17 protein-coding genes and 1 tRNA gene are annotated in these 18,502 nt (G+C 59.4%); 9 read left to right on the top strand and 9 right to left on the bottom strand.

Annotated elements, in window-relative coordinates; all coding sequences use genetic code 11:
- Positions 1 to 136: 136 nt before the first annotated feature.
- Positions 137 to 1,585 carry an aldehyde dehydrogenase gene (locus IB252_RS08105; RefSeq protein WP_192408024.1) on the bottom strand — a complete coding sequence of 483 codons (1,449 nt, stop codon included), beginning with the start codon at positions 1,583 to 1,585 and terminating at the stop codon, positions 137 to 139.
- A 128-nt stretch (positions 1,586 to 1,713) separates the two neighbouring features.
- Positions 1,714 to 2,544, bottom strand: coding sequence for a p-hydroxycinnamoyl CoA hydratase/lyase (locus tag IB252_RS08100; protein WP_007895816.1), 831 nt, complete (start codon positions 2,542 to 2,544; stop codon positions 1,714 to 1,716).
- 212 nt (positions 2,545 to 2,756) lie between these two features.
- Here IB252_RS08100 and IB252_RS08095 point away from each other — a divergent pair, with 212 nt between their 5' ends.
- Positions 2,757 to 3,245, top strand: a complete 489-nt coding sequence (locus IB252_RS08095) for a MarR family winged helix-turn-helix transcriptional regulator (RefSeq protein ID WP_063340120.1) — start codon at positions 2,757 to 2,759, stop codon at positions 3,243 to 3,245.
- A 59-nt stretch (positions 3,246 to 3,304) separates the two neighbouring features.
- On the opposite strand, the gene IB252_RS08090 is transcribed toward IB252_RS08095, so the two are convergent.
- Positions 3,305 to 4,615, bottom strand: coding sequence for an OprD family porin (locus tag IB252_RS08090; protein ID WP_192408022.1), 1,311 nt, complete (start codon positions 4,613 to 4,615; stop codon positions 3,305 to 3,307).
- A gap of 335 nt (positions 4,616 to 4,950) precedes the next feature.
- On the opposite strand from IB252_RS08090, the gene mhpT reads away from it, so the two are divergent.
- Complete coding sequence (mhpT, locus tag IB252_RS08085) at positions 4,951 to 6,186, top strand: 3-(3-hydroxy-phenyl)propionate transporter MhpT (protein ID WP_192408020.1); 1,236 nt, start codon at positions 4,951 to 4,953, stop codon at positions 6,184 to 6,186.
- A gap of 428 nt (positions 6,187 to 6,614) precedes the next feature.
- Here mhpT and IB252_RS08080 read toward each other — a convergent pair.
- The 6 genes from IB252_RS08080 to IB252_RS08055 all read right to left on the bottom strand — a co-directional run bounded on the left by IB252_RS08080 (position 6,615) and on the right by IB252_RS08055 (position 11,140).
- Positions 6,615 to 6,690 (bottom strand) — tRNA-Gly (locus tag IB252_RS08080).
- 62 nt (positions 6,691 to 6,752) lie between these two features.
- A complete protein-coding gene (gene pgsA, locus IB252_RS08075) occupies positions 6,753 to 7,313 on the bottom strand; it encodes a CDP-diacylglycerol--glycerol-3-phosphate 3-phosphatidyltransferase (RefSeq protein WP_008150904.1) in 561 nt (186 codons plus the stop codon).
- Between the two features lie 32 nt (positions 7,314 to 7,345).
- Positions 7,346 to 9,169 carry an excinuclease ABC subunit UvrC gene (gene uvrC, locus IB252_RS08070; protein WP_056741535.1) on the bottom strand — a complete coding sequence of 608 codons (1,824 nt, stop codon included), beginning with the start codon at positions 9,167 to 9,169 and terminating at the stop codon, positions 7,346 to 7,348.
- Between the two features lie 2 nt (positions 9,170 to 9,171).
- Positions 9,172 to 9,813: a UvrY/SirA/GacA family response regulator transcription factor gene (gene uvrY / locus IB252_RS08065; protein ID WP_008015884.1), complete on the bottom strand. Its 642-nt coding sequence runs from the start codon at positions 9,811 to 9,813 to the stop codon at positions 9,172 to 9,174.
- A gap of 126 nt (positions 9,814 to 9,939) precedes the next feature.
- Positions 9,940 to 10,383: a GNAT family N-acetyltransferase gene (locus IB252_RS08060; RefSeq protein ID WP_192408569.1), complete on the bottom strand. Its 444-nt coding sequence runs from the start codon at positions 10,381 to 10,383 to the stop codon at positions 9,940 to 9,942.
- The gene (locus IB252_RS08055) at positions 10,373 to 11,140 is read right to left on the bottom strand and encodes a carbon-nitrogen hydrolase family protein (RefSeq protein WP_192408018.1); all 768 of its coding nucleotides are present in this window, start codon (positions 11,138 to 11,140) and stop codon (positions 10,373 to 10,375) included. The genes IB252_RS08060 and IB252_RS08055 overlap by 11 nt, the downstream gene beginning before the upstream one ends.
- 159 nt (positions 11,141 to 11,299) lie before the next feature.
- Here IB252_RS08055 and IB252_RS30320 point away from each other — a divergent pair, with 159 nt between their 5' ends.
- The 7 genes from IB252_RS30320 (at position 11,300) to IB252_RS08025 (ending at position 18,500) form a co-directional block, all read left to right on the top strand.
- Positions 11,300 to 11,428, top strand: coding sequence for a hypothetical protein (locus IB252_RS30320; RefSeq protein WP_263864872.1), 129 nt, complete (start codon positions 11,300 to 11,302; stop codon positions 11,426 to 11,428).
- Positions 11,429 to 11,764: 336 nt separating this feature from the next.
- Entirely contained in the window at positions 11,765 to 12,853 is a 1,089-nt protein-coding gene (locus IB252_RS08050) for a 3-deoxy-7-phosphoheptulonate synthase (protein WP_192408016.1), read from the top strand.
- Between the two features lie 288 nt (positions 12,854 to 13,141).
- Complete coding sequence (locus tag IB252_RS08045; protein ID WP_111449801.1) at positions 13,142 to 14,023, top strand: esterase/lipase family protein; 882 nt, start codon at positions 13,142 to 13,144, stop codon at positions 14,021 to 14,023.
- A gap of 108 nt (positions 14,024 to 14,131) precedes the next feature.
- Positions 14,132 to 14,413 carry a peptidylprolyl isomerase gene (locus IB252_RS08040; RefSeq protein WP_008150918.1) on the top strand — a complete coding sequence of 94 codons (282 nt, stop codon included), beginning with the start codon at positions 14,132 to 14,134 and terminating at the stop codon, positions 14,411 to 14,413.
- A gap of 135 nt (positions 14,414 to 14,548) precedes the next feature.
- Complete coding sequence (locus IB252_RS08035; RefSeq protein WP_192408014.1) at positions 14,549 to 16,417, top strand: extracellular solute-binding protein; 1,869 nt, start codon at positions 14,549 to 14,551, stop codon at positions 16,415 to 16,417.
- Positions 16,417 to 17,478 (top strand): microcin C ABC transporter permease YejB, encoded by a 1,062-nt coding sequence (locus IB252_RS08030; RefSeq protein ID WP_111449803.1) that lies wholly within the window; start codon positions 16,417 to 16,419, stop codon positions 17,476 to 17,478. Before IB252_RS08035 ends, IB252_RS08030 begins: the two co-directional genes overlap by 1 nt.
- Complete coding sequence (locus tag IB252_RS08025) at positions 17,478 to 18,500, top strand: ABC transporter permease (RefSeq protein WP_192408012.1); 1,023 nt, start codon at positions 17,478 to 17,480, stop codon at positions 18,498 to 18,500. Before IB252_RS08030 ends, IB252_RS08025 begins: the two co-directional genes overlap by 1 nt.
- Positions 18,501 to 18,502: the final 2 nt, after the last annotated feature.

The raw sequence follows: 18,502 nt of genomic DNA, 5'->3' as shown, positions 1-18,502 counted from the left end.
CACGCCACCGGCTCGCAGAAATGCGTTCAACCGGGGCATGGCAGCCAGTGGCTGCAGCCTCTTTATTGTTATGTCTGCCTGCACACGGGCAACGATTGCTCTCAAGCGTTCGCTTGCCCGACGGTGCGGCGGATGCTCAGATCGGGTAGTGCCGCGGGCCGTTCTGCAAGGTCACCCAGCGTAACTGGGTGAAATGCTCGATAGACGCCTTGCCGCCAAAACTGCCATAGCCGCTGGACTTGACCCCGCCGAAGGGCATCTGCGCTTCGTCGTGCACGGTCGGACCGTTGATATGGCAAATGCCCGACTCGACCCGCTGAGCCAGGGCCAGAGCACGGCCAGTGTCGCGGCTGAAAATCGCCGCCGACAGACCGAACTCGGAATCGTTGGCCAGGCGCAGCAGTGCTTCATCGCCCTCGCCGCGCAACACCACCGCCACCGGGCCGAAGGACTCCTCGCGGTACAGGCGCATGGCATCGGTGACGCCGTCGAGCAAGGTCGGCTGCAGAATGCTGCCCGCAAGCTGACCACCCGTGACCAGGGTTGCGCCCTTGTCGAGGGCATCGTCGATCAACAGTTTGATGCGTTCACCAGCGCTGCTGTCCACCAGTGAACCGAGCACCGAACCTTCGGCGTTGGGGTTGCCGGCGGGCAAGGTGGCGATCTTCGCCGCGAGTTTGGCGACAAAGGCATCGGCTACTTTGGCATCGACGATCAGGCGCTCGGTGGACATACAGATCTGCCCCTGATTAAAGAAGGCGCCGAAGGCTGCAGCCTCCACCGCTGCATCCAGGTCGGCATCCTCCAACACCAGGAACGGCGCCTTGCCTCCCAGTTCCAGCAACGCCGGTTTGAGATGACGCGCCGACAATTCACCGACGATGCGCCCGACATGAGTCGAGCCGGTGAAGTTGACCCGACGCACCGCCGGGTTGGCGATCAGCCGCTCGACAATCGCCGCGGCATCCTGGGGCGCATTGCTGATGACGTTGACCACGCCGTCCCCGAGGCCTGCGTCCTGCAACACCTGGCCGATCAGCCGGTGCACCGCCGGGCTCAGTTCCGACGCCTTGAGCACCACGGTGTTGCCACAGGCCAACGGCATGGCGATGGCGCGAGTGGCGAGGATCACCGGAGCGTTCCAGGGCGCGATGCCCAGCACCACGCCGCAGGGTTGACGCAAGGCCATGGCGAAGCTGCCGGGCACATCGGAGGGAATGACTTCGCCGGTGATCTGAGTGGTCATGCACGCCGCTTCACGCAGCATGTTCGACGCCAGGTGCACATTGAAACCGTACCAATTGGCCATGGCGCCAGTCTCGCCGGCCGCCGCAATGAATTCCGCGCTGCGGGCCTGCAACTGTTCGGCAGCACGCAACAACCGGGTGCGTCGTTCATTGGGGGCCAGGGCCGCCCAGGCGGGGAATGCCGCTTTAGCCGCGGCGACCGCAGCATCGGCATCTTCCAGAGTGGCGGCGGCAACCCGCGACACGACTTCGCCGGTCACCGGATTACGCCGTTCGAAAGTACGTCCGTCTCGGGCGGGGCACGACTGGCCGCCAATCAGCAGGGGCACGTCCAGCATGGTGATTCCTCTTTATTGTCTTTATCGGGAATACGTTCGAGGGGCTCACAGTAGCGCCTGGGCGCCGGGGCGAACAGCTGGCAGACGCTCGATCGCCCGGCCAGCTCGCCCTGATTCAATGCCGGGGTTCAGCGCTTGTAAGCCTGCAGACCGGGCTTGATGCTCTTGTCGTCGAGGAACTGCTTCATGCCCTGCTCGCGGCCACCTTCGGTGTCCAGCAGGCGCGACTGATCAAGCTTGGCGTAGAGGTAATCTTCGTTCTGCTCCCAGGTCAGTTCGCGGCAACGTTTGAAGCCATGCTTGGCCGCCCGCAGCACCACCGGGTTTTTCTCCAGCAGGTTACGCGCCAGCTCGATCGTCACTTCACGCAGTTGCGCCAGGGGTACGCTCTCGTTGACCAGGCCCATCTCGGCGGCTTTCTGCCCGCCAAAGGTTTTGCCGGTCATGATGTAGTACAGCGACTGACGATGGCCCACGGTGTCGGCCATGGCCTTGCTCACCAGGTTGCCTGGCGGGATGCCCCAGTTGATTTCCGACAGGCCGAAGGTCGCTTCATCGGCGCAGATCGCCAAGTCGCAGGCCACCAACGGGCTGAAACCGCCACCGAAGCACCAACCGTTAACCATGGCGATGGTTGGCTTGGCATACATACGCAGCAGTTTCCATTGCCATTGAGAGGCTTCGCGACGAATTTTTTCCTGAAGGATTTCCGGGCCGGCGTCGACTTCGCGGAAGTATTCCTTGAGGTCCATGCCGGCGGTCCAGGCTTCGCCCGCACCGGTCAGCACCAGTACGCCGGCGTCTGGATCCTGCTCCAGGGTTTCCAGAACGTCGATCATTTCGCGGTTCAATGTCGGGCTCATGGCGTTGCGTTTTTCCGGACGATTGAGGATGACCCAGGCGATGCCCTCCTCGATCTCGACCTTGACGGTTGTCCAGCGACCTTCGTAATTGCTCATGGCGTTGCTCTCTTGTTCTTGACTTGACGATGGGTAAAAACTAAACCCCAATATTAGTTATGTCAATTAACCATTAATGAAATTAACCGAATATTTTTCGTCGCTGAAACAGGCGCAACGCCCAGAGATCTGAAAGAGGTCATGGCTATCCCCGGCCAATCTCGGCAAACTAGATAGTCTTCTTAACCGCCAGCCTGAGGATTCACCCTGCAATGGCCAAGTCTTCCAAGATTGCCGCCGCCCCCGAGGCCCCTGCCGACAGCGCCGAAACCCAGGCGCCGCTGGATTCCGCCCTGGACGATCTGATTGGTTACGCCATGCGCCGGGCGCAGCTGAAACTGTTCCAGAACCTCATTGGCCGGCTCTCGGCCCATGACTTGCGACCGGCGCAGTTCTCGGCCCTGGCGATCATCGACCAGAATCCCGGGCTGATGCAGGCCGACCTGGCCAAGGCGTTGACCATCGAGCCACCGCAAGTGGTGCCGCTGCTGAACAAACTGGAAAGCCGGGCACTGGCGGTGCGGGTGCGCTGCAAACCGGACAAGCGCTCCTATGGGATTTTCCTCAGCAAGACCGGCGAGGCCCTGCTCAAGGAGCTGAAACTGATCGCGGCCGAGAGCGACATGGATGCAACGTCCAACCTCGACAGCCAGGAACGCGAAGAACTGCTCAGGCTGCTGAAGAAGGTCTATCAGGCCTGAAACGCCAACGCCGGCGCGTTCCTGGGGGGAACGGCCGGCCTCGTGGCAGGTAAAACGACTTACCAGATCGGTACGGTGTAGAGCACCAGAAAGCGGGTCTGGTTTTCATCGCGAAATGCCGCGCCGGTGGGGAAGTCATTGCGATAGATCGACTTGCGCGCCATCAGCCCGACGTTCTTCAGCGGGCCACTCTGGATGACATACCCCAGTTCCATCTGGAATTCTCGCTCCTTACGGTCGTCGGCATTCAGTGCCGTCAGCTCGATATGGTCACCGCGCACATAACGTAGCCGGCTCTTCAGCCCGGGCACCCCGGCGGCGACAAAGTCATAGTCGTACATCGCCTGCCAGGTCCGCTCCTTGGCATTGAGGAAGTCCGAACTCATGGTCAGCTCACTCATGCCCATCAACTCGGTGCCCGACACATAAGGCGTCGCTGTATCTCCACTGGCATGCATATAACCCAGGCTCAGGCGATGACCGCCGAAGCGATAGCCGAACAGCGCCGACAGGTTGCGGTTGTCCACCTTGCCAGCCTTGGCGCTGCCATCTTCGTCGCTGAAGAAACTGCGCAGATCGGTGGTCAGCGTGCCCTCGCCCAACTGCAGATTGTGCAGCAAGGCCAGGGTGTTCTGCTGGTACAGGTCCGCCACTTCGGCGTGATAGGCACGCAGACTGAGGTCCTTGTTCACCTGATAATCGCCGCCGACATAGGCCATGTGCGATGAAGTGGCCGCGCCGTTGAAACGCCGGTTCGGCGAGGCGATGCTCATCGGCTGGTAGTCCGTGGAATCACGCTTGTTGATGCGATCGATGTAGCCGGTGTTGAGGGTCAGTCCCTCGATGTCCTTGGAACTGAGGGTGGTGCCGCGAAAAGTCTGCGGCAACAGCCGCGACGGGCTGGCGAAAGCGAACGGCAGGAAGATCGACACATCACCGGTCTTCACCGTGGTCTGGGCAAAACGCATCTTGGCGGTCATGGCCAGGCGCGAATATTCGTCCGCCGCGCGCTTGTCGCTGCTGGACACCGGCAGCAACTCGGTGCCGCTGCGGTCCGGCGACGAGTCCAGCTTCACCCCCATCAACCCGCGGGCATCCAGGCCGAAGCCGACAGTCCCGGAGGTAAAGCCCGACTCCACATTCATGATGAAACCCTGAGCCCATTCCTTGGTCGCGGTTTTCGCCCCGTCATCCTTGTAGTCGCGATCCAGGTAGTAATTGCGCAAGGTCAAGGTGCCGTGGCTGTCGTCAATAAAGCCTTCGGCCAGCGCCGGAGTGGCAATCACACTCAAGCCCAACAGGACCAGGCAAGGTGCACGAACAGGTAAGGCTGAAGTCGCCGCAAGGGCGTTCCAAGGGAGCGTTGGCATGTTCGATGTCCACTTATTGTTGTTGTTTTTTGAACGGGATCGCCAAGGTTGCCCCAGGGATCTCAGACCAGAGAATGGAAAGAGCTGAGGGCGGCGTCAATCCATAATGACCGATAAACGAACATTAATATTATTATCTATTTTTTAGATCCATCTTCGCCAATACGCCATTACATTGATTTAAATGGAGTTAATTACATTTTCCACCAAGTATCCTTGACCGTTCATTTTTTAGTTATCTTTGTTAATCTTAATTCCAGCCTATCGTCGCTTGAGGCGAGCAGGCTCGCGTTCATCCGTCAGCACACCCACAAAAACAATAAATGAGGTTCGCCATGGACACCCCATCACGTCGTACGACGCTGACCATCGCCCTGTGTTTTATCGTTGCACTGATTGAAGGCTTCGACCTGCAAGCTGCCGGTACTGCCGCCGCGGGCCTGCGCCAGACCTTTGCCCTGGACCCGAAAATGATGGGCTGGGTGTTCAGTGCCGGCATCATCGGCTTGCTGCCGGGCGCCTTCTTCGGCGGCTGGATTGCCGATCGCATCGGTCGCAAGAAAATCCTCATCGGCGCCGTGCTGCTGTTCGGCGTGTTCTCGCTCAGCACTGCCTACGTCAGCACTTTCTCCAGCCTGCTGTTGGCGCGCTTCATGACCGGCCTGGGCCTGGGCGCCGCCCTGCCCAACCTGATCGCCCTGTGCGCCGAAGCCGTGGGTGAACAACGCCGTGGTACCGCCATCAGCATCATGTATGCCGGCGTGCCGTTGGGTGGAGCACTGGCGGCGGTGGTCGCCATGCTGTTCACCGATCATTGGCAGGCGACCTTCATCATCGGCGGTCTCGCACCGTTGCTGGTGGTGCCGCTGATGATCCTGCTGCTGCCCGAGTCCAGCGCCTTTCGCCAGCAGCAAGGGACTGTCAATGTGGCGCGCGCTTCAACCGGCCAGGCACTGTTCGGCGAAGGCCGGGCTCGCGTAACCCTGGCGTTGTGGCTGAGTTACTTCTTCACCCTGACCGTGATGTACATGTTGCTCAACTGGCTGCCATCACTGCTGCTGGAACAGGGCTTCAGCAAACCCCAGGCTGGCCTGGTCCAGATGCTGTTCAACATCGGCGGCGCCCTCGGCTCCCTGCTCGGCGGGCTGCTGCTGGATCGCTGTAACGGCATCAAGGTCGTGCTGTTTGTCTATACCGGGTTGCTGGTGGCGCTGGCCGGAGTCGGCCTGTCGGTGGGCATTGTCCCGATGGGCATCGCCGGGTTTGCCGCAGGGTTGTTTGTGATGGCTGCGCAACTGGTGCTTTACGCCCTGGCACCGCCGTCGTACCCAACTTCGGTGCGTGCCACCGGCGTCGGCGCGGCCGTGGCCATCGGGCGCCTGGGGTCAGTGGCCGGGCCCTTGGCCGCAGGGCAGATTCTGGCGGCTGGAGCCGGCACCACCGGGGTATTGTTGGCGACCTCACCGGGGTTGGTGATTGCGGCGTTAACCATCATCAGTGTGATTGTCCGTTCGACACCGCTGACCGAGCCCGAGCTGAGGACGGCGAACCCGCTTGCGCACAAACACTGACCGCATCAATGAAAAAAGAGGCCTCGCAGACTGTGTGAATACCTAGCAATCTGCGAGGGGCGCTCAAAGAAAATGCTCCGTGTCGAAAGATACGGAGCATTTTTCGTTATGGCTTACATCCAAGGAGAGTCTCGGAACCAGAGCAGTCTGTTTCCGGTTTCGCTGGAAGAGTTGATCCCCGAGGATCATCTCGTTCGATAGCAGGCGAGTTGGTGGCCATTGATGAAGTAAGTTTCAGGCCGTCGCTTCCTCGCGAACAAGTCTTGACCTAAGAGACGCCGAAAAACAGACAGGAAAATGGACTTAAAACCACTGGATGCTGCTGGAACGCAGTAGACGTCAGTGGAATACAACACAAACAAAAAAAGGACCCGAAGGTCCTTTTTTCTTTCTCCATGGAATTCAGTGGAACTCCGTGGAACAACAATTGGAGCGGGAAACGAGACTCGAACTCGCGACCCCGACCTTGGCAAGGTCGTGCTCTACCAACTGAGCTATTCCCGCGTCTTGGTGAGGCGCATTCTATAGAATCCAGAAGCCCCGTCAACCCCTTGATTCAAAAAAGTTTATTTCTTTTCCACGTCGGTCTTCAGATGCGGCCAGGCAGCCCGCAAATACTGGACCATGGACCACAACGTCAGGCCCGCGGATATCAGCAGCAAGGCATAACCCAGCAGCACCCAGAACGTGAAATCCGACGGATTGGCCAGCAGGATCACCAGCGCCAGCATTTGCGCGGCGGTTTTCCATTTGCCCAGGTTCGACACCGCGACGTGAGCACGAGCGCCGAGTTCGGCCATCCATTCGCGAAGTGCCGAGACGACAATCTCGCGACCGATGATCACGGCGGCCGGCAGTGTGAGCCACAGGTTGCCATGTTCTTGCACCAGCAATACCAGCGCAACAGCGACCATCAGCTTGTCAGCCACGGGATCGAGGAAAGCCCCGAACGGTGTGCTTTGTTCCAGTCGGCGGGCCAGATACCCATCCAGCCAGTCTGTGGCGGCGGCAAATGCGAACACCGAGGCGGACGCCAGGTAGCTCCATTGATACGGCAGGTAGAACAGTAAAATGAAGATCGGAATGAGCAGGACGCGTAGTACGGTAATCAGATTAGGGATATTCATCGGCACAACTGGCTACGAGGTGAGGGGGCATTCTACTCGCTGTGCAGATTGGCATAAATCAACTCTGCGAGCTTTTTACTGATCCCGGGTGCTTTGGCGATCTCTTCGATGCTGGCACGAGACAGCTCCTGCAATCCACCAAAATGTTTCAACAAATCGCGGCGACGTGTCGGTCCGACGCCAGCAACGCCCTCAAGTGTAGACGTGCGGCGAGTTTTCCCACGACGGGCGCGGTGCCCGGTAATCGCGAAACGGTGAGCTTCGTCGCGTATCTGCTGGATCAAATGCAGCGCGGGGGAATCACCGCGCAAGGTGAATTCGTGGGCAGCATCATTCAGATACAAGGTTTCGAAACCGGCCTTGCGCGTGGCGCCCTTGGCGACGCCCAGCAGAATCAGATCAGGCACGGCTAATTCATTGAGCACGTCGCGGGCCATGGACAGCTGCCCCTTGCCACCGTCCACCAGCAAAATGTCCGGCAGCTTGCCCTCCCCGTCCTTCAGTTTGCTGAAGCGTCGGGTCAGGGCCTGATGCATCGCGGCGTAGTCATCGCCCGGGGTGACGCCTTCAATGTTGTAGCGACGGTAGTCTGACTTGATCGGACCTTCGGGGCCGAAAACCACGCAGGACGCCACGGTCGCTTCGCCGCTGGAGTGACTGATGTCGTAACACTCCAGGCGCTGTGGTGGCTCATCCAGATTCAACACTTCCGCCAGGGCATCGAAACGTGCAGCAACGTGTTGACGGTTAGCCAGTCGCGCTCCCAGGGCCTGCTCGGCATTGGTGACCGCCAACTGTTGCCAGCGTGCTCGCGTACCCCGAACCCGATGACTGATGGTCAGTTCGCGACCGCGCAGCTCATCGATGGCCGCAATCAGGGTCGGGAAGTCTTCGTGAACCACGTTGACGATCAGTTCGCTGGGCAAGTCGCGCTCGGGACTGCTGATGAAGTACTGGCCGAGAAACGCCGCCATGACTTCAGAAACGTCCTCTTCAATACCCACCTGCGGAAAGAAGTTCTTGCTCCCCAACACTCGCCCGCCTCGCACACTGATCAAATGAACGCAGGCACCACCCGGATTGACGAACGCTGCGATCACGTCGACATCGCCCGTCCCGCCTTCCATGCTTTGCTGGTCCTGGACCCGGCGCAGTAATGAAATCTGATCGCGCAGCTCGGCCGCACGCTCGAACTCGAGGTTGATCGCCGCCTCTTCCATTCCTGCGGACAACTCATCCGTCAGCGCATTGCTGCGCCCCTCAAGGAACATCACCGAGTGTCGTACGTCTTCGGCATACACCTCGGGCTCCACCAGCCCGACACAGGGCGCCTTGCAGCGTTTGATCTGGTATTGCAGGCAAGGACGCGTGCGGTTCTTGTAATAGCTGTCTTCGCACTGACGAACGAAAAACGTCTTCTGCAGCAGACTCAGGCTTTCACGAATAGCACCGGCGCTGGGATAAGGGCCGAAATACTTGCCCTTGGCCTTTTTTGCACCGCGATGGATGCTCAAGCGAGGGAACTGACCATCCGAGAGAAAGACGTAAGGGTAGGATTTATCGTCGCGCAGCAGGATGTTGTAGGGCGGACGCCACTCCTTGATCAGCGTCTGCTCAAGCAACAAGGCTTCGGTTTCATTGGCCGTAATCGTCGTTTCGACCTGAGCGATACGCGCGACCAGCGCCGCGGTCTTGGGCGCAAGACCGGATTTGCGGAAGTAACTCGACAGGCGATTCTTGAGGTTCTTGGCCTTGCCGACGTAGAGCAGGCGCGCCTCGCTGTCGAACATGCGATACACACCGGGACGCCCACTGACCGTCGACAGAAAGGCGCTTGGATCGAAGACTTCAGTCATTTTCAGAGGCTGGCATCGACCATGCCGTGACGAACCGCCAACAGCGTCAACTCGACATCACTGCTGATCGAAAGCTTTTCGAAAATGCGGTAACGGTAAGTGTTCACGGTTTTTGGCGAAAGACACAGTTTGTCGGAAATGATCTGGACCTTCTGACAGCCGACAATCATCAGCGCGATCTGGATTTCCCGCTCCGACAAGGCGTCGAAAGGCGAATCATTGGTCGGCTGGAAGGATTTGATCGCCAGTTGCTGTGCAATTTGCGGGCTGATGTAGCGCTGCCCGGCAAACACCAGGCGGATGGCCTGGACCATTTCCGGCAACCCGGCGCCCTTGGTCAGATAGCCCGCGGCCCCTGCCTGCAACAACCGCGTCGGAAACGGATCTTCTTCGCACACGGTGACCGCGACGACTTTGATATCCGGATGACTGCGCAATAATTTGCGTGTGGCTTCAAGACCGCCGATGCCGGGCATCTTGACGTCCATCAGCACCACATCGGGTTTCAACTCACGCGCCTTGAGCAGGGATTCTTCGCCTGACTCAGCCTGGCCGACTACTTGCAGGCCATCGATGTCAGCCAGCATTCGTGTAATGCCTGTACGAACGAGATCATGATCATCGACTACTAGCACCCTAATCAAGCAGACACCTCGCGAAATGGTCTTATTGGGTTGCCGACACCTTAGCAAAAAGCAACTGGCAGACCTAGCGGCAAGCATCATATAAAAAGTTTCAATACATCTTGAAAGGCTTGTCGTATGCGTGTTTCAGCCGGGCGAGGCATCGATATCACGCTGCATTCTCAGGAAACACGCGTCTGTACCGACCACCTTCAACCCCTTTCTCTTATACAACGCTTGCGCGGGATTATTTTCAAATACCGTCAAACGCAATGCCGGACGCCGTTCCTTGCACGCCATGGCGAAGACCTGATCAATCGCCCAGGAACCGGCGCCCTGCCCTCGAAACGCTTCGAGGACGTGCAATTCGCGGATGTACAGGGCTTTGGCGTCACGACTCAGACTGAAAAAGCCCAGCACCGTACTGCCACTCACAATCAACCAGTTCTCGCGCCCGCTCCAGCCCACGTCGAACCCTTCGTCCTGCCACAGCAGATCGTGCTGTATGTAATAGCGGAGCATGTTGTTGCGGGTCAGTTCACGAGCGAAGTCGAGGTCCCGGGATGTCGCCGGGCGTAAATTAAATACCATCACCCTGCGCAACCTCCACTGTTTGCCCTTTCCAGCCGTCAGCGTTGCGTCGAGCGACGACCATCAGGTTACCCGTACCCGGTGCGGCCGCAATCAGCGAACCGTCCGACGCCCAGATCGCGCTGCGTCCTGCCGATTCCCAGCCACCCGTTGCACCGCCATGGTTGGCCATCAGGACCGTCATCGAATGAGCGCTGGCGTAGCCTAGCAACAACGCGGTATCCGGGGCGTAGCCGTTTTCCGTGATCAGCACGCCCGCCGCGTAGAGATCGGCGCCTTGCTGCGCCGCTGCGGCGGCATGACTGGCGTGAGAGAAGTCCGCGCACACCGCCAATGCGACCGTATCGGCACCTACGGTCAGGGTCGAACCGCCGGTTCCCGGTGCAAATGCCACTTCTTCGCCTGGATGCAGATGTTGCTTGCTGTAGATCCCGAGCGATCCATCAGCGCCCAACACCAGCGCCCCAATCAATACGGGCGAATCCTCCGACAGGCGAATCGGCATCCCGACGACTGTCGTCACACCGACTTCCCGCGCGAAATCCCGTAGCGGTTGCAGGACCTCGGCATCTGGCGCAATGGCCAATTCAGCCGCAAGCCCACGCTCGTACCCGGTCAGCGATAACTCCGGGAACACCAGCAATTGCACGCCCTGCTCCGCGGCAACTTGCATGAAGCGCTGATGCCACACAATGTTTGCAGCAAGGTCACCGGCGATGGAGATCGATTGAGCAGCGGCGATGATCAGTGGCGTCATGGTTCGTCCTTGTGACGTTCATGTATGTGAAGCACAAAGTGTGTCACAACCGGCGACGCACTCAAGCGATAGAAAATGCCGTCGGCGATCGATAGCATTTTCTGATTGAAACCACGTACCGGCCTCGCGTAAGCTCGGCGCACTTATCGGAGAAACACCATGTCCAGCACCCTCTCACAGCTTCGTACCGTCAGCGCCCTGCGCTCGGTGGCGGCTGCCCGGGTGAATGACGTTTGTGCTCCGGTCAGCTTTTATTTTGGGTATTGGTTTAGCCACTGGCGCGCCTGATACCCACACGGCGCCCACTTTAAACGGGTCGCCACCAGAGAATTCTCAACCCCCGGTCGGCTTCCCGACCGGGGGTTTTGTTTTTTCAGCCCCGCACATTTTTAGCGACACACCAGACAACCAGAGGATTCAACAATGAACTACGCCACTTATTACCGTTACGACAGTTTTACCGCCTGGCGATTTAGCAGCCTCCGCTCGGGACAGCCTGCCGCCTCCGATCGGTCACCCACAGGTGGCAAGCACACACACGCAGCCAATCCGGCCAATTGTCGAACACCCCAGTAGGGCCGAGCGCGCGGGAACGAACCCGCCGCCAGCCCAGGAAGCCCGAATATGAACTCGTCCGTCTCTGCTCTGCCGCTGTCCACCTTGAGCCCTGCCAATGAAGCGCTGACCCTGCGTCTGCCCAGCTCATTGCAACTCAAACAGCAACTGCCACTCAGCAACGCCCTGAGCCAGCAAGTCGCCGCCCACCGCCAGGCGGTTCGCGCGATCCTCAACGGTGAAGACTCCCGTCTGCTGGTCATCGTCGGCCCCTGCTCGATTCACGATCCTCAGTCCGCCCTCGAATACGCCGGCAACCTCGCCCGCCTCGCCGCCGACGTCAGTGATGAAATGCTGCTGGTGATGCGCGCCTACGTCGAAAAACCCCGCACCACGGTCGGCTGGAAAGGCCTGGCCTACGATCCCCATCTGGATGGCAGCGATGACATGGCCGGCGGCTTGACGCTGTCCCGCGAGTTGATGCGCGAAATGCTCCGCCTGGGACTGCCGATTGCCACCGAACTGCTGCAACCGATGGCTGCCGGCTACTTCGACGATCTGCTGAGCTGGGTCGCCATTGGCGCTCGCACCACCGAATCGCAGATCCACCGTGAAATGGCCAGCGGCCTGAACATACCGGTCGGCTTCAAGAACGGCACCGATGGTGGTGTCGGTGTGGCCAGCGACGCCATGCGCTCTGCCGCCCATCCGCATCGCCATTTCGGTGTCGACAGCCAGGGTCATCCGGCAATCATCCAAACGCCGGGCAACTCCGACACCCACCTGGTGCTGCGTGGCGGACATCGCGGGCCGAACTACAACCGCGACAGCATCGCCCGGGTGAACAGCGACTTGACCCAGCTGAAGATCCCGGCCCGGATCATGGTCGACTGCAGCCATGCCAACAGCGGCAAAGACCCGTTGCGTCAGCCAGCGGTGTTTAACGATGTGCTTGAACAGCGCCTGCAAGGTGATCGATCACTGATCGGCATGATGATCGAGAGTCACCTGTTCGAAGGCTGCCAACCGCTGAGCCCGTCCATGCGTTACGGCGTGTCCGTCACGGACGGCTGCCTTGGCTGGAGCGGGACAGAGTCATTGTTGCGCCAGGCAGCCGACCGGCTCAGAGCCCAGAACAGGGATCAACAATCGGCGTGAGCCACACCCTCGTCCAGTCCTCCTATCGAGGACTGGACGTCGGAATTGAGACACGACTCACAGGCAAAGGGTGTTCCCGAAGTAGGCCATCGCAGAAAAGCGCTCTGTTACAGATCAAAAGATGTCCAAATATTCCGAACAAGACCTCATCTACTTTCGAACTTTCGTACATTTTCTATTCCGTTTTCATCAGGTTACAGCGGCTTTTTCATACAACGCCGAACAGCGGGTGTGCTTTAGAGTGAGCCCATCAACACACCTCTGAACGACTGCGAAAAAGGAAAGAACATGCTACGGAATGCAACTACTCAGTATCCGATCCTGTTGGTCCACGGGCTCTTCGGCTTCGACCGCATCGGCAAGATCGAACTCTTTCGTGACGTCAAGCAGGCACTCAGGAGTGCAGGCGCAAGAGTGTTTATCCCGCACTTGTCGGCTACCCATAGCAACGAAGCTCGCGGCGACCAGCTTCTGGCGCAGATCGAACGTGTACTGGACGGAACCGGTGCGAACAAAGTCAACCTGATCGGCCACAGCCAGGGCGCACTCGCTGCACGTTATGCGGCGGCGACGGCGCCGCAAATAATTGCTTCGGTAACCTCCGTCAGCGGACCGAATCACGGCTCGGAACTGGCCGACTTCCTGCGAAAGGCGCTGACGCCCGGGCGCCTGCCGGAACACGTCGCCTCGACAGTTGCAACGTTGTTTGCAGACTTTCTATCGTTGCTTAGCGGCCACCGTCACCTGCCACAGAACGCCATCGCCGCGCTGAATGCCCTGACCACCGAAGGTGTAGGCGCGTTCAACGACAAATACCCGCAGGGCTTGCCGAAAACCTGGGGGGGCAAGGGTCGCGAACTGGTCGACGGCGTACGTTATTACTCCTGGAGCGGCACCCTGCAGGGCGATCTCCTCGACAAAGGGCTTGATGCCCTGAGTCCGCTGCACGGGTTCCTCCGCGCCTTTTCCCACTACTTCACCACCGAACCCGAGCAGAACGATGGCCTGGTTGGCCGCTACAGCTCCCATTTGGGCAAAGTCATCCGGTCCGACTACCCGCTGGATCATCTGGACAGCCTCAGCCAGACCGCCGGTCCGTTGCGCAAGGGCATCGACCCGATTGCCCTGTATGTGCAGCATGCCGAGCGCCTGAGAAATGCCGGTCTATAAAGGAATACCGTACCGGCCTGCATAGTCTGTACGGAACTTTGAGAAGAAATAGACCACTGAATCCGGTAGGCTCCGCACTTTACTGAACATTGAAAGGAGTATTTCACCATGGCTAAAGCCACTGCCCGTCACATCCTCGTTGCCAGCGAAGCCAAGTGCAACGAATTGAAAGCCCAAATCGAAGGCGGCGCTGATTTCGCCGAAGTCGCCAAAGCCAACTCCACCTGCCCGTCCAGCCGCCAGGGCGGTGATCTGGGTTCGTTCGGTCCAGGCCAGATGGTCAAGGAATTCGACACCGTGGTCTTCAGCGCACCGATCAACGTGGTGCAAGGCCCGGTCAAGACCCAGTTCGGCTACCACCTGCTGGAAGTGACCAGCCGTCAGGACTGATCAAGCCTGAAGTTTTCTGCTCAACGGCCCGCCTTTTGGTGGGCCGTTGTGTTTCGGATACGTGATACGGGTGGCGAGGGACGCGCCGCTAGCGTACAAATTGCGGTTATTGACCACCCGGCTCTAAGGCTGACAATGCGACTGGCGTTCCCTACTTTATTGTTCACGGCCGTGGCTCTGTTATTGAGCGTCACCGGTGTGACTGCAGCACCGCAACATGCGTTGACCGTGTACGGTGAACCGGCGAAGTATCCTGCCGGCTTTAGTCATTTTGCCTACACAAACCCGCAAGCCCCCAAGGGTGGCACGATGCGCCGCTCGGCCGTCGAAATCGGTCATTTCGATCATATGTTGCCCTACATCGATAAAGGCATTGGCGTCACACAGATCGACGGCCTGCTTTACTCGCCCCTCGCCCAGCGTTCGCTGGACGAGCCTTACACCGTGTACGGCCTGGTGGCCCAGAAGATGGAGCGTTCGGACGACGGTTTGTTCCTGCGCTTCTACCTCAACCCCAAGGCCCGTTTCGCGGACGGCAAACCGATCACGGCCGAAGACGTGCGCTACACCTTTAACCTGTTGATGACCCAGGGCAGCCTGCGTTATCGCACTCAATTTGCCGACGTCAAAGGCGTCGAAGTGGAATCACCTCTGACGGTTCGATTCGACTTTAAAAGCAATGAAAACCGTACCCTGCCCCTCGATATCGCGACCTTGCCGGTGCTTCCTGAGCATTGGTGGAAGACTCGCGACTTCGCCAATGGGGGCGGTTACGAGCCCCCGTTGGGCAGCGGCCCCTATAGGGTAGGCAAGGTCGACTCCGGTCGCAGCATCACCTTCGAGCGCAATGCCGATTGGTGGGGCAAGGATTTACCGGTCAGCCGAGGCCTCTACAATTTCGATCGATTCAGTATCGAGTACTTCGGCGATACCGACGTCGCCCGCCAGGTTCTGCGCGGCGGTGCCTACGACTACAACCGAGAATTCTCCGCCACCGCTTACTCCATCGGCTACGACGGCCCGGCCCTCAGTGACGGGCGCCTGCAAAAGGCGCATCTGGCAACCCAAGCCCCGCAACCGGCTCAGGGTTTTGTGTTCAATTTGCAAAACCCGCTGTTCCAGGACCGCCGAGTGCGTCAGGCGCTGGTCATGCTCTGGGATTTCGAGTGGAGCAACCGGCAGATGATGCGCGACATGTACATCCGCCAGCAGAGTTACTTTTCCAACACCGACCTCGCCGCCCGACACCTGCCGGACGCCGGCGAACTGGCAATTCTCGAACCGCTGCGCGGGCAGATCCCCGACGAGGTGTTCACCCAGGTTTTCCAGGCACCGAAAACCGACGGCAGTGGCGTGATACGCGACAAACAGTTGCAGGCACTCGATTTGCTCGAACAGGCCGGCTGGAAACCCGATGGCGATCAACTGGTCAACGCCGAAGGCCAGTCATTGAGTTTCACTTTCCTGGTCAGCCAGAACGGCATGGACCGATTGCTGCTGCCTTATAAGCGCACCCTGAAACAGATCGGCATCGACATGAACATCCGCCGCATCGACTCCTCCCAATACGTGAATCGCCTGATGAGCCGCGACTACGACATGATCGTCACCGGCTACCCGGTCACGACGTCGCCCGGGGGTGAACTGCTCAATTACTTCGGCTCGGTCTCGGCCAACGACCCAGGCGCCAATAACTACATGGTGTTGAAAAATCCGGCGGTCGACACACTGATCGCCGGACTGATTCGCGCCACCACCCAACCCGAAATGATGCACTACGCCCACGCGCTGGACCGGGTGCTGCAATGGAACTACTACTGGATTCCCAACTATTACCCGCCGGGCAGCTCCACCGTTTGGTGGAATCGTTTCGGCAGGCCCAACGAGCAAGCGAGCAATGACGAAGCGATCGAGAGCTGGTGGGAAATCAGCACCACGCCGCTGACCAACCAACAGATGACCGCTGAGCAAATCAGCCGTGGCAAACCCGGAGGGCCGCACTGATGTGGGCTTACATACTGCGGCGTCTGCTGCTGATCATTCCGACGCTGGTGATCATTCTTCTGGTCAACTTCATCATCGTCCAGGCCGCACCAGGCGGCCCGGTGGAACAGGCTATCGCGCACTTGCAAGGCATCGGCGGCGCGAGTGTCGGCGGCGGTTCCAGCGAACGCATGTCCGGCACCTCCCGATCCAGTCGAGGCCTCGACCCGCAACTGATCAAGGACATCGAAAAGCAATACGGCTTCGATAAACCGGCGCACGAACGCCTGTGGCTGATGCTCACCAGTTATGCGCGCCTGGACTTCGGCAAGAGTTTTTTCCGCGGCGCGACCGTCACCGACCTGATCCTGGAAAAAATGCCGGTGACCATTTCCCTCGGGCTCTGGGCAACGCTGATCACCTACCTGGTGTCGATCCCTTTGGGCATCCGCAAGGCCGTGCATCACGGCAGCCATTTCGATATCTGGAGCAGCACCGCGATCGTCATCGGCTACGCCATGCCAGCGTTCCTGTTCGCGATGTTCCTGATCGTGGTCTTCGCCGGCGGTACCTCGCTGAACTGGTTCCCGGTGCGCGGGCTGGTCTCGGACAACTTCGAATCGCTGTCGACCGTGGGCAAAATCGCCGATTATTTCTGGCACCTGGTACTGCCGGTGACAGCGCTGGTGGTCGGCGGGTTCGCCACGCTGACCATTCTGACCAAGAACTCCTTCCTCAATGAAATCACGCGCCAGTACGTGGTCACCGCCCGCGCCAAGGGCCTGAGCGAACGCCGAGTGCTTTACGGTCACGTGTTTCGCAACGCCATGCTGCTGGTGGTCTCGGGAATTCCCCAGGCGTTCATCAGCGTATTTTTCGCCGGCTCCCTGCTGATCGAAGTGATCTTCTCCCTCGACGGCCTGGGTCGCATGAGTTACGAAGCCGCGGTTTCCCGGGACTATCCGGTGGTGTTCGGTTCGCTGTTCATCTTCACGCTGTTCGGTCTCTTGATAAAACTGGTCGGCGACCTCTGCTACACCCTCGTCGACCCGCGTATCGACTTCGCCGCGAGGAACGCCTGATGTTCAAGCTCTCGCCGTTAGGTCGTCGTCGCTTCGAGCGCTTCAAGAAAAACCGTCGCGGCTGGTGGTCGCTGTGGCTGTTTGTCGGCCTGTTCCTCTTGACTCTGGGTGGCGAGCTGATCGCCAACGACAAACCGCTGATCGTCAGCTATCAGGGCTCGCTCTACTTCCCGGCCCTGAAGCGTCATACCGAGCAGGAGTTTGGCGGGCAGCTGCCGTTCCAGGCGGACTACCGCAGCGATTATGTGCAGAAGCTGATTCAAAAGGACGGTGGCTGGATGCTGTTCCCGCCAATCCCCTTCAGCGACGACACGCCGAACTATGACCTCAATCAACCGGCGCCCAGCCCTCCGACGAAGGTCAACTGGCTGGGCACCGACGATCAGGCGCGGGACGTGTTGGCCCGAGTGATTTTCGGTGCTCGGGTGTCGATCCTGTTTGCCTTGATGCTGACGTTTGTCAGCGCACTGATCGGCATCGCTGCCGGCGCCCTGCAAGGCTATTACGGCGGCTGGGTCGACCTGATCGGTCAACGGTTACTGGAGGTTTGGTCGGGACTGCCGGTGCTGTACCTGCTGATCATCCTGTCGGGGTTCGTCGAGCCTAATTTCTGGTGGCTGCTGGGGATCATGGCGCTGTTTTCCTGGCTGGCCCTGGTGGACGTGGTGCGCGCCGAGTTTCTGCGCGGACGCAACCTGGAATACGTCAAAGCCGCCCGTGCGCTGGGCCTGACCGACCGCAAGGTTATCGTCCGGCACATCCTGCCCAACGCCATGAACGCGACCCTGAGTTATCTGCCGTTCATTCTGACCGGAGCGATCTCCACCCTCACGGCGTTGGACTTCCTCGGTTTCGGCATGCCTGCTGGCAGTGCATCGCTGGGCGAGTTGATCGGTCAAGGCAAGCAGAACCTGCAAGCGCCGTGGCTGGGACTGACGGCGTTTTTCACCTTGGCGTTGATTCTTTCTTTACTGGTGTTTATCGGAGAGGCATTGCGAGATGCCTTTGATCCCCGGTCATGACG

Origin of the sequence: Pseudomonas sp. PDM10, from assembly GCF_014852295.1 — a bacterium.
In the GTDB taxonomy this organism is placed as follows: domain Bacteria; phylum Pseudomonadota; class Gammaproteobacteria; order Pseudomonadales; family Pseudomonadaceae; genus Aquipseudomonas.
This window is presented reverse-complemented; position numbering and strand designations above follow the sequence as displayed.